This window comes from Planococcus sp. YIM B11945, assembly GCF_050864155.1.
In the GTDB taxonomy this organism is placed as follows: domain Bacteria; phylum Bacillota; class Bacilli; order Bacillales_A; family Planococcaceae; genus Planococcus.
In genome coordinates this window covers 65617-77413 of the sequence record NZ_JBOZWR010000003.1, presented here as the reverse complement: position 1 = coordinate 77413, position 11797 = coordinate 65617, and the positions used below count along the sequence as shown (strand labels likewise).

Annotated in this window: 10 protein-coding genes; all 10 read left to right on the top strand. The window is 47.3% G+C overall.

The window, feature by feature from the left end; all coding sequences use genetic code 11:
- Positions 1–126: 126 nt before the first annotated feature.
- Positions 127–789, top strand: a complete 663-nt coding sequence (sdaAB, locus tag ACRRQV_RS05025) for an L-serine ammonia-lyase, iron-sulfur-dependent subunit beta (RefSeq protein ID WP_432528319.1) — start codon at positions 127–129, stop codon at positions 787–789.
- Positions 790–806: 17 nt separating this feature from the next.
- A complete protein-coding gene (gene sdaAA, locus ACRRQV_RS05020) occupies positions 807–1706 on the top strand; it encodes an L-serine ammonia-lyase, iron-sulfur-dependent, subunit alpha (RefSeq protein ID WP_432528317.1) in 900 nt (299 codons plus the stop codon).
- Positions 1696–3738, top strand: a complete 2043-nt coding sequence (gene recG / locus ACRRQV_RS05015; RefSeq protein ID WP_432529468.1) for an ATP-dependent DNA helicase RecG — start codon at positions 1696–1698, stop codon at positions 3736–3738. The genes sdaAA and recG overlap by 11 nt, the downstream gene beginning before the upstream one ends.
- A gap of 90 nt (positions 3739–3828) precedes the next feature.
- Entirely contained in the window at positions 3829–4413 is a 585-nt protein-coding gene (gene fapR, locus ACRRQV_RS05010; protein WP_432528315.1) for a transcription factor FapR, read from the top strand.
- Positions 4410–5402: a phosphate acyltransferase PlsX gene (gene plsX, locus ACRRQV_RS05005; RefSeq protein WP_432528313.1), complete on the top strand. Its 993-nt coding sequence runs from the start codon at positions 4410–4412 to the stop codon at positions 5400–5402. Before fapR ends, plsX begins: the two co-directional genes overlap by 4 nt.
- A complete protein-coding gene (gene fabD / locus ACRRQV_RS05000; protein WP_432528311.1) occupies positions 5399–6334 on the top strand; it encodes an ACP S-malonyltransferase in 936 nt (311 codons plus the stop codon). Before plsX ends, fabD begins: the two co-directional genes overlap by 4 nt.
- Positions 6331–7077, top strand: coding sequence for a 3-oxoacyl-[acyl-carrier-protein] reductase (gene fabG, locus ACRRQV_RS04995; protein ID WP_432528309.1), 747 nt, complete (start codon positions 6331–6333; stop codon positions 7075–7077). Before fabD ends, fabG begins: the two co-directional genes overlap by 4 nt.
- A 40-nt stretch (positions 7078–7117) precedes the next feature.
- A complete protein-coding gene (acpP, locus tag ACRRQV_RS04990; RefSeq protein WP_106531964.1) occupies positions 7118–7351 on the top strand; it encodes an acyl carrier protein in 234 nt (77 codons plus the stop codon).
- Positions 7352–7485: 134 nt separating this feature from the next.
- The gene (gene rnc, locus ACRRQV_RS04985) at positions 7486–8241 is read left to right on the top strand and encodes a ribonuclease III (protein WP_432528306.1); all 756 of its coding nucleotides are present in this window, start codon (positions 7486–7488) and stop codon (positions 8239–8241) included.
- A 4-nt stretch (positions 8242–8245) separates the two neighbouring features.
- Positions 8246–11794 carry a chromosome segregation protein SMC gene (gene smc, locus ACRRQV_RS04980; RefSeq protein WP_432528304.1) on the top strand — a complete coding sequence of 1183 codons (3549 nt, stop codon included), beginning with the start codon at positions 8246–8248 and terminating at the stop codon, positions 11792–11794.
- Positions 11795–11797: the final 3 nt, after the last annotated feature.

Sequence of the window (11797 nt, the reverse complement as noted above, 5' to 3'; positions counted from 1 at the left end):
AAGGCGCAGCAACAGCGCGTAATAATAAAAGCACATGCAATCTGCATGTGCTTTTAATTTTTGTGAAATGTGACAAATTCGTGTAAACTGATAGTATACGTATATTTATAGGAAGGGGTTTGAGCCATGAAGTTCAAATCTGTTTTTGATATAATCGGCCCTGTTATGATTGGGCCCTCTTCTTCGCATACTGCGGGAGCAGCACGCATCGGCAGAGTAGCACGGGATTTATTTGGACGGCAGCCAAAATGGGCAAAAATCCATTTATATGGTTCGTTTGCAGAAACGTATAAAGGGCATAGCACCGACGTGGCAATTGTCGGTGGCTTGCTTGATTACGATACATTTGATGAACGCATCAAAACTTCTTTTGAAGAAGCAGAAAAACTAGGCATGGCATTTGAATTTATTCCGGAGGCGGGACACGTCGAGCATCCGAATACAGCACGGATTGTGATCGGCGATGAACTTTCTGAAATGTCCATGATGGGCATTTCCATCGGCGGCGGGAAGATTGAAATCACCGAATTGAACGGGTTCCCGCTGCGCTTGTCGGGCGAACATCCAGCCATTCTTGTGGTCCACGATGACCGGTCAGGATGCATTGCAAATGTTGCCAATTGCTTATATAAATATGATATCAACATCGGCCATATGGAAGTATCCCGCAAAGAAAAAGGGCGTATGGCACTTATGGTGATTGAAGTGGATCAAAATGTGGATAAAGAAGTGATGGATGAATTAAGAACGCTTCCAAATATCACACAAGTTACAAGAATCGCTGATTGAAATGGGAGGTTTATAAAGTGGAATTTTTATTTCGCAATGTACGAGAACTGGTAGAACGGGCAGAGCAGGAAAACAAACTGATTTCTGAAATCATGATCGAGCAGGAAATGCTCGTTACAGACCGGTCGCGTGAAGAAGTCATGAAACAAATGGACCGAAATTTGACGGTGATGGAAGAAGCTGTGGAAAAAGGATTGAAAGGCGTGCATTCGGTTTCCGGTTTAACGGGAGGCGATGCGGTTTTGCTTCAAGCATATATGGCCAAAGGCAACGCATTGTCCGGCGATCTTCTTTTGGACGCAGTCAGCAAAGCGGTCGCTACAAATGAAGTGAATGCAGCGATGGGAACGATTTGCGCGACACCGACAGCCGGTTCGGCGGGAGTTGTGCCAGGCACGTTGTTTGCGGTGAAAAATAAATTAAATCCGACGCGCGAGCAAATGATTCGCTTTTTGTTCACCTCCGGAGCTTTTGGCTTTGTCGTAGCTAACAATGCATCAATTTCAGGTGCAGCTGGCGGCTGCCAGGCGGAAGTGGGATCTGCTGCAGCAATGGCTGCAGCTGCGATCGTGGAAATGGCTGGGGGAACCCCTCAGCAAAGTTCAGAAGCTTTCGCGATTACGATGAAAAACATGCTCGGCCTTGTCTGTGATCCAGTGGCGGGATTAGTGGAAGTGCCTTGTGTGAAACGAAATGCAATGGGTGCTGCCAATTCGGTTGTTGCAGCCGATATGGCGTTGGCTGGCGTAACGAGCCGTATCCCGTGCGACGAAGTGATTGGTGCGATGTTCGAAATCGGACAATCGATGCCAAGTACGCTTCGGGAAACAGCAAAAGGAGGGCTAGCCGCTACTCCGACAGGCAAATGGCTGGAATCGAAAATTTTCGGCGGGGCAGTTGTTGGAAGTGGACGTTAACGAGCCTGTTACTCGGTTAAAAGGGGTAGGCAAAACAGCGGCTGAATCGTTGCAGGAAATGAAAATCGAAACCATTAATGATTTGATCATGACATTTCCTTACCGCCACGAAGATTTCCAATTGAAAGATCTGGCTGATACGCCACATAATGAACGAGTTACTGTGGAGGGAAGGGTCGAAAGTGAACCTTCCGTCCTTTTTTTAGGAAAAAACAAATCGCGGACACAAGTGCAAGTTTTGGTCGGACGGCATCTGGTCAAAGCGATTTTTTTTAATCAGCCGTACGTCAAAGCGAAGCTCCATATCGGAGAAGTACTGACGCTATCAGGGAAATGGGACAGAGGGCGCCAAGTTATTACCGTCCAAAGCCATTCGATCGGACCGAAAACGAATGGGGCGGATTTTGAACCGGTTTACAGCTTGCGGGGATCGATTTACCAAAAAACGTTCCGAAAACTGATGCGCCAAGCGTTGGATTTGGCAAAAGATGAATTGGAAGATTGCCTGCCGGAGCGGTATCTTTCCGCTTATCACCTTCCTTCTGTCCAAGATGCGTTGGAATGGGTGCACTTCCCTCCGGATGGCGAAATGCTAAAGCAAGCAAGGCGCCGGTTCGTTTACGAAGAACTGCTCATGTTCCAATTAAAAATGCAGGCGCTGCGTAAAAAGAACCGTGAAGAAGAAGGCGGCTCTTTTATCAATTACGACCTCGAGGCACTGAAGAAATTTATTCAGTCGATGCCGTTTGATTTGACCGATGCGCAAAAACGGGTGGTCAACGAAATTTGCAAAGACTTGAAAGAACCATTCCGCATGAACCGCTTGCTGCAAGGCGATGTGGGTTCAGGCAAAACGGTGGTGGCTGCGATTTCGCTTTATGCTGCAGTTACTGCCGGCTTGCAAGGCGCGTTAATGGCGCCGACGGAGATTTTGGCGGAGCAGCATGCCAATACGCTCGTGCAATGGTTCGAGCCGTTCGGCGTGAACATTGCGCTATTGACCGGTTCCGTAAAAGGCAAGCGGCGCCAATTGATTTTGGATCAATTGGCTGCTGGAGAAATCCATATCCTTATCGGTACTCATGCTTTGATTCAACCGGAAGTGTTATTTAAAAAGCTTGGGCTCGTCATTACGGATGAGCAGCACCGGTTCGGCGTAGATCAGCGGCGCGTATTGAAAGACAAAGGCTATAATCCGGATGTGTTATTTATGACCGCGACGCCGATTCCACGAACGCTTGCCATTTCCGCTTTTGGCGAAATGGATGTATCTGTCATTGATGAAATGCCGGTCGGACGCAAAGAAATCCAGACATTTTGGATGAAAAAAGAAATGTTTGGCAAAATATTGGGACGAATGGAAAAAGAACTGGCCGCCGGACGGCAAGCTTATGTGATTTGTCCATTAATCGAAGAGTCGGACAAACTCGATTTCCAAAACGCCGTGGAGCTGTTTCAGCAATTGTCAAGCCATTTTCATGGCAAATACACGGTCGGATTGATGCATGGCCGTTTGCATTCGGATGAAAAAGAAGAAACAATGCGGGAATTCACCGAAGGCAAGATTGCGGTTCTGGTTTCGACGACCGTGGTGGAAGTCGGCGTGAACGTGCCGAACGCATCGTTTATGCTCATTTACGACGCCGAGCGATTCGGCTTGTCACAGCTCCACCAATTGCGCGGACGCGTCGGGCGAGGCAGCGAACAATCTTATTGTGTGCTATTGGCGGATCCAAAAACGGAAACCGGCAAAGAGCGCATGAATTCGATGACCGAAACGAACGACGGTTTTGTCTTGGCTGAAAAAGATTTGCAGCTGCGCGGGCCAGGAGATTTCTTTGGCCGCAAGCAAAGCGGTGTGCCGGAGTTTAAAATGGCGGATTTGGTGCACGATTACCGGGCGCTTGAAACCGCCAGAAAAGATGCTGAGAAACTCGTCAATGGCGAAGAGTTTTGGGTGAGCGACGAGATGAAATGCTTGCGTGAGCAACTGGAAGAATCGGGTGCCTTATCAGCGAGCCGGTTAGACTGAGAATGCGGGATTAGGATTAATCCTTGCATTCTTTTTTTGTTATTTATATACTCGTATTAGTACCAAGTGCTAATAGCGGGCGGTGACATTGTGAAAAGAACGAAAAAAGAACGGCAACTCGCGTTAAAAGAATGGATAAAAAGCAATCCATTTGTCACGGACGAAGAATTGTCTGTAAAATTTAACGTCAGCGTCCAGACGATTCGGCTCGACCGGATGGAACTGGCGATTCCCGAATTGCGGGAACGCATCAAACACGTTGCTGTAAAAACCTATGAAGATGAAGTGAAATCGCTGCCGATCGATGAAGTGTTCGGCGAAATTATCGACATTGAATTGGATGAACGGGCGATATCGATTTTTGATGTGAAACCGGAACACGTTTTTCAGCGCAACCAAATTGCCAGAGGCCATCATTTATTTGCCCAAGCCAATTCACTTGCTGTAGCGGTGATGAACGATGAATTGGCATTGACGGTAAAATCAGAACTCCAGTTTTTGCGGCCTGTGACTGCCGGCCAGCGGATTGTGGCAAAAGCGCAAGTCATTGAGCGCAATCCGAAAAAAAACCGGGCTTATGTAAAAGTGGTGTCTTCTGTAGACCAAACAACAGTCTTTACCGGAACATTTGAAATGTACCGGACGACGGAACAAAGTGAAGGTGACGAAAAGTGAAAATAGCAGTAGATGCGATGGGCGGAGACAATGCGCCAAAAGAAATCATCGAAGGAGTCTACAAGGCGCTGGCGGAATTCAGCGATTTGGAGATCCAGCTTTACGGACACGAAGAAAAAATGCGTCCTTTTTTGCGTGAGCAGGACCGGATGACCGTTGTGCATTGCGAAGAAATCATTGAAGCGGAAGACGATCCCGTCCGAGCGGTGCGCCGCAAGAAAAACGCCTCAATGGTGCAAATGGCGCAAGCGGTCAAAGACGGCCGTGCAGATGCTTGTGTATCGGCTGGAAACACCGGCGCATTGATGGCGGCTGGGCTGTTTGTGGTCGGCCGCATTGAAGGCGTCGACCGGCCGGCATTAGCGCCAACTTTGCCGACGATCGACGGCAAAGGATTTGTCATGCTGGATATGGGAGCGAACGCGGAAGCGCGCCCTGAACACTTGGTGCAATACGCAGTCATGGGCAGCATTTACGCTGAAAAAGTTCGCGGCATCCAAAATCCAACGGTCGGCCTTTTGAATATTGGCACCGAAGAGAAAAAAGGCAATGATTTAACGAAAGCTGCTTTTCCGTTGTTAAAACAAGCGCCGATCAATTTTATTGGCAACGTCGAATCACGGGATTTGTTGAACGGGGCAGCAGATGTTGTGGTAACGGACGGCTTCACAGGCAACATGGTTTTGAAAACGATTGAAGGCACCGCGATGAATGTGTTTGCAATGATCAAAGATGTGTTCATGACATCGGCAAAGACAAAAGTGGCCGCTTTCCTCGTAAAAGACAATATTAAAGGCCTTAAAGGCATGCTCGATTACAGCGAATACGGTGGAGCCGGGCTGTTCGGCTTAAAAGCGCCGGTCATCAAGGCTCATGGTTCATCAAATGCCAATGCATTATTTAATGCAATCCGCCAAACGCGGACGATGGTTGAATTCGACGTGACAGGCACCATCCACTCTACGCTTGAGAAGGAGAAAACAGAATGACGAAAATTGCTTTTATTTATCCAGGGCAAGGCTCACAAACTGTCGGCATGGGAGAAAGTTTCTTGAATGACGAAACAAGCCGCCAGATTTTTACAGGCGGCGACGAAATTCTTGGCTTTAAATTGTCCGATTTGATGCTAAACGGCCCGCAAGAAGAGTTGACGATTACATATCATGCACAACCTGCTTTGTTAACCGTAAGTTCAATGATCACGGAACGGTTGAACCGAGCCGGAATCGTGCCAGATTTTACCGCTGGACACAGTTTGGGAGAATACAGTGCGCTTGTCGCGTCGAACGTTTTGCCATTTGAAAAAGCGGTGAGCATTGTCCATAAACGTGGGCTTTATATGAACAGTGCAGTGCCGGCAGGAGAAGGAACAATGGCGGCCATTCTCGGCATGGAAAGCGAAGAACTTGAAAAAGTAACAAATGAAGTGACGGATTCAACGGGTGTGGTTCAGTTAGCCAATTTGAACTGCCCAGGTCAAATCGTCATTTCGGGAACGAAAGCAGGCGTTGAACGAGCGTGCCTCGTAGCAAAAGAACGAGGCGCGAAACGCGCGATTCCGCTGGATGTCAGCGGGCCTTTCCATTCGGAGCTGATGCACCCCGCATCGCTAGACCTTTCAAAAGTATTGAGCGAATCGTTTCTAGAGGACGCAACGGTTCCGGTCATTTCCAATGTAACCGCAAAAGGTGAAACCAACGCTGTGCAAATTCAAGACTTGCTCATCCGCCAGCTCTATTCGCCTGTTCTGTGGGAGCAATCGGTGAGAGAAATGATCAGCTTGGGCGTCACCGTATTTGTTGAAATTGGACCGGGCAAAGTGTTGAGCGGATTGGTGAAAAAAATCGACCGTTCCGTCACTGCGCTGCCCGTCTACGATTTGGAATCATTTGAAAAAGCGGTAGAGGAGCTGGCAAAATGAGCAACTTAACAGGTAAAACGGCAATCGTTACAGGCGCATCACGAGGAATCGGTGCGGAAATTGCCCGGAAATTGGCAAGCGCCGGCGCAAAAGTGGTCGTCAATTACAGTGGGAGCCAAGAAAAAGCGGAAGCTGTAGTAGCTGAAATTCAACAAAATGGCGGCGAAGCGATTGCGGTGAAAGCAAACGTCTCGGATTCGGAAGCTGTAAAAGCTATGGCTGATGAAACAATGAAAGCGTTCGGCTCGATTGATATTTTGGTGAACAATGCCGGAATTACCCGCGACAATTTGATGATGCGTATGAAAGATGACGAATGGGACGATGTCATCAATACAAATCTGAAGGGCGTTTTTGTTTGCACGAAAGCAGTTACGCGCCAAATGATGAAACAACGTGCAGGCCGCATCATTAATATTGCCTCCATCGTCGGTGTCATGGGCAATGCAGGACAAGCCAATTACGTCGCAGCCAAAGCTGGCGTTATCGGGCTGACAAAAACGACAGCACGTGAGCTGGCAAGCCGCAACATTACAGCAAATGCCATCGCTCCAGGGTTTATTACAACGGATATGACAGACAAGTTGGGCGATGATATCCAGCAAGCAATGCTTGGCCAAATTCCGCTTGGCCGTTTCGGCAAACCGGAAGAAGTGGCGAAAGTAGCGTTGTTTTTGGCATCAGACGACTCTTCGTATATGACAGGCCAAACGCTGCATCTTGACGGCGGCATGGTCATGTGACGAATTTTTTTGTATACTGATTTGAGGGGAGGTGACGACATTGGCAACAGTATTAGAGCGAGTAACAAAAGTAATCGTAGATCGTCTTGGAGTAGAAGAAAGCGAAGTAAAGCTTGAAGCTTCTTTCACAGGCGACTTGGGCGCTGACTCTTTAGACGTAGTTGAATTGGTTATGGAACTTGAAGATGAATTCGATATGGAAATTTCCGACGAAGACGCTGAAAACATGTCTACAGTAGGCGACGCGGTTAAGTACATCGAAAGCAAACAGTAATTAAACATAATGAATCAACCCAATTGACGCACAAACGCTTTTTCTATAAGCGATTGTGCGTCAATTCTCTTTTTGCACTAAGCAGGAAAACAAGGTAAAATTGAAAGAAGATCAGCAAAGAAAGGCAGATTAAAATGGCGATGAAGAAAAAAACGAACCATCAAAAAGCAGGAGTATTGAAAGAAAGCGATCGAGCTGCTTTTATCGAACTTCAAAAAGAACTGAATATCACCTTTCAGCAACCTGCATTGCTTTATCAAGCATTTACCCATTCATCCTATGTGAATGAGCATCGAAGAAGACATTACACCGATAATGAACGCCTTGAGTTTTTAGGGGATGCAGTGTTGGAATTGTCCGTGTCCCACTACTTGTTCAAGAAATTTCCGGAAATGAGCGAAGGCGAACTGACCAAATTGCGGGCGGCAATCGTTTGCGAACCATCTCTCGTCTTGTTTGCACACGAGCTTCAGTTTGGAACGTACATCCTTCTTGGAAAAGGCGAAGAACTGACTGGCGGAAGAACGCGCCCAGCGCTATTGGCGGACGTGTTTGAATCGTTTATAGGCGCGTTGTATTTAGACCAAGGTTTGGAGGCGGTCGTCTCGTTCTTGGATATTGTCTTGTTTCCGAAAGTGGAAATCGGTGCTTTTTCGCATGTGATGGATTACAAAAGCCAGTTGCAGGAACTGGTGCAGCAAAAAAACAATGGCTCGTTAACGTATGAAATCATCGATGAAAAAGGGCCAGCCCATAGCCGGGTTTTTGTGACACGCGTTTCGCTTGCTGACAAAGAACTGGGCATCGGCAATGGCCGGTCGAAAAAAGAAGCGGAACAGCAAGCTGCCCAGCTCGCAATCCGCAAATTGCAGGAGATAGCGGAGGATTGAAAAAATGTTTTTGAAACGATTAGAAGTAATGGGGTTCAAGTCATTTGCCGATCGCATCGGCATTGATTTTGTTCCTGGCGTGACAGCAGTGGTCGGCCCAAACGGAAGCGGAAAAAGCAACGTCACCGATGCCATCCGTTGGGTGCTCGGCGAACAGTCGGCGAAATCGCTTCGAGGAGCCAAAATGGAAGACGTCATTTTTGCAGGAAGCGACTCCCGTAAACCGTTGAATTTTGCGGAAGTAACATTGATATTAGACAACACTGACGGCCGCGTCCCTCTTGATTACAGCGAAATTAGCGTAACTAGGAGGGTTTTTCGCAGTGGCGAAAGCGCTTATTTGCTGAACAAGCAAAATTGCCGGCTGAAAGACATTACAGATTTGTTTATGGATTCGGGCCTCGGAAAAGAAGCTTTTTCAATTATTTCTCAAGGCCGCGTTGATGAAATTTTAAACAGCAAAGCGGAAGACCGCCGATCGATTTTTGAAGAAGCAGCTGGTGTTTTAAAATACAAGCAGCGCAAGAAAAAGGCGGAACTGAAACTTAACGAAACGGACGACAATTTGAACCGGGTGCTGGATATTTTGCATGAATTGGACGGGCGGATGGAACCGCTTCAAATTCAAGCGTCAGCAGCCCGGGACTTTTTGGACATGAATGCCCAATTAAAAGATGCAGACATTGCGCTTTTGGCTTTTGACATTAACGAGTTAGAGGAGCAATTGAGTTATTTGGCGTCTGAATCAGCCTCGCATATTGCGAAAGAAAAAGAATTGGCGGAAGAAATTGAGTTAAAAGAAAAAGCTGTCAATGCGATTCGCAGGAACTTGAGGCAGTTGGACGGCCAAATTGATGAATCCCAAAATTTGCTGGTCGAAGCGAGCAGCGAAAGCGAAAAATGGGATGGCCGCAAGCTGTTGATGTCTGAGAAAAAGAACAACGCCCACCGGCAAGCGCAGCAGCTGCAGGAAATGGTTGCTGCCGAAAAACGGGAAAATGACTTTTTGCAGAAAAAGCATGAAGAACAAACTGCGATGCTTGCCGAACACAAAACCGAGCAGCAAACGATTCGTGCGTCGATCAAACAGCTGGAAGATCAGTTGAACCGGTCACCAGCGGATATTGACAATGAAATTGAATCATTCAAATCCGTTTACATTGATTTGATGAATGAACAAGCGACTGTCAAAAATGAATTAAAAAACATCGATCTGCAAGAACGCCAGATGTCCGAGACCAGCAGCCGGATTGCGGTTCAGCAAACGGATTTTGCAGCGGAACTTGAAAAGCTCGAAAAAGAAAAAGCTGCGGCAGAAGCGAAACTTGCGGATATCCGCAAATTGCTGGAAGACAAGCGGGACAAATACCGAGCTACTGAAACGGCCTACAATAAAGTGAAAACGGCCTTTGATGAAAAACAAGCCATGTTGTTCCAGGCATACCAATCCCAAAAGCAATTGGCAGCGCGCATTGAAACGCTGCAAGAGTTGGAAGCGGACTTTTCAGGCTTTTTCCAAGGCGTCCGGGAAGTATTGGTTGCACGTGAAAAAGGCGCACTTATGGGCATTGTCGGTGCCGTTGCTGAAATGGCGCAAGTGGATCAAACTTATGCGAAAGCCATTGAAACGGCGCTCGGTGCTTCCAGCCAGCACATCATCACCGAAACAGAACAGCATGCACGAGAAGCAATTGAATTTCTTCGGAAAAAGAAAGCAGGCCGCTCAACGTTTCTGCCGATGACAGTCATGAAGTCCCGGAAAATTTCTGAACAAACACTCGCTGCCGTTAACAGCCATCCGTCATTTGTCGATATGGCCGATCATTTGGTGGCGTATGAACCGGCTTACCGCATGATTTTTGAAAACTTGCTTGGCAACGTCATTATTGCCAAAGATTTAAAAGGCGCATCCGCCATCAGCAAAATGACGATGAACCGCTACCGGGTCGTCACATTAGAAGGCGATGTTGTCAATGCCGGCGGTTCCATGACAGGCGGCGCCAATAAAACACAGGCTTCGTTTTTCTCAAGGAAAGCTGAGCTTGACCATTTGATCGTGCAATCGAAAGAACTGGCAGCGACCATTGCCCAAGCCGAAAATACGGTGAAAAAAGAGCAATCGACGGTTCACGAGACCGAACAAGCCTTGAACAACTTGCGTTCAGAAGGCGAGAAATACCGCGATCTGGAATCGGAGCGTTCGATAATTTTGCGGGAAATCGAAGCCGTATTAAAAACGACAAAAGACCGCTACAACGTCTTTTTAGCCGAACAGAAAAACAAGGAAATCGATTTGACGACCATCACGGACCGCAAAGAAACCGCAGTAGACCGACTGGAAGAAATTGGTGGAGAATTGACGGCAATTTCTTCGCAAATTGACGAATTAACGAATTTCAAGCAGAAAAACGAAACCGCACGCGATGCGATTTTAACGAAGCTATCCGAGAAAAAATCCCAATATGCGGTTATGAAAGAACGCGTTGCCCAGCTAATGCAAAGCGAAGGAGAACTGGCGGAACGGAAATCGAGAAGCGACCTTAAATTGCAAAACAGTCAAAAAGAGCTGGCCTGGATCCAATCGGAAGAAGCGAACCGGGGCTATTCAGACGAAGAAATCAGTGCGGAAATTGCCAAGTGGACCGAGAAAAAATACCACGAGCAGCAAAAAATCCAAGATATTCGCCAAACTCGTTCTGATAAGCAAAATGAACTTAATGCATTAGAAGAACAGTTAAAAGAACTTCAGCGCCTGTACAAAGGGTTTGTGGAAGCCATTCGCATATGTGAAGTGAAATCCACGCGCCTCGACGTCCAAATGCAAGGGTTCATTGCCCAATTGGAAAACGACTATCAGTTAACCGTCAAAGAAGCGAAACTTGTGGAATTGGCGGATGAAGAGGCAGTTGTCCGCAAAAAGGTGAAGCTGCTGAAGCAATCCATCGAAGAGCTCGGGCCGGTCAATATCGGAGCCATTGAAGAGTTTGAACACGTTTCGGAACGCCATAGCTTTTTAACGGAACAACGCAATGATTTAAACGAAGCGAAAGAAACGCTGCGCACGGTAATCGAAGAAATGGACGAAGAAATGACGAGCCGCTTTGAGACGACGTTTTATGCCATCCGTACTCAGTTCCAGCGTGTATTCAAAGAGCTGTTTGGCGGAGGATCGGCCGATTTGATTTTGACCGATTCAAGCAATATGCTGTCGACAGGCATTGAAATCGTTGCCCAGCCGCCCGGCAAAAAGCTGCAAAACTTGAGTTTGCTGTCCGGCGGGGAACGCGCATTGACGGCCATTGCGCTGCTGTTTGCAATTTTGAACATCCGTCCGGTTCCTTTCTGTGTACTGGACGAAGTGGAAGCGGCGCTTGATGAATCGAACGTCGTCCGCTACAGCCAGTATTTGAAAAAATTCAGCGAAGAAACCCAGTTCATCGTCATTACGCACCGTAAAGGGACGATGGAAGGCGCAGATGTGCTTTACGGCATCACCATGCAGGAGTCTGGCATTTCCAAACTGGTATCTGTTAAGCTGCAGGAAGAAATTTAAAAG

Excerpts from the sequence above, each read along its gene's own strand:
- sdaAB (WP_432528319.1), top strand. The coding sequence starts at position 127 with ATGAAGTTCAAATCTGTTTTTGATATAATCGGCCCTGTTATGATTGGG.
- fabD (WP_432528311.1), top strand. The coding sequence starts at position 5,399 with ATGACGAAAATTGCTTTTATTTATCCAGGGCAAGGCTCACAAACTGTC.
- fabG (WP_432528309.1), top strand. The coding sequence starts at position 6,331 with ATGAGCAACTTAACAGGTAAAACGGCAATCGTTACAGGCGCATCACGA.
- rnc (WP_432528306.1), top strand. The coding sequence starts at position 7,486 with ATGGCGATGAAGAAAAAAACGAACCATCAAAAAGCAGGAGTATTGAAA.
- smc (WP_432528304.1), top strand. The coding sequence starts at position 8,246 with ATGTTTTTGAAACGATTAGAAGTAATGGGGTTCAAGTCATTTGCCGAT.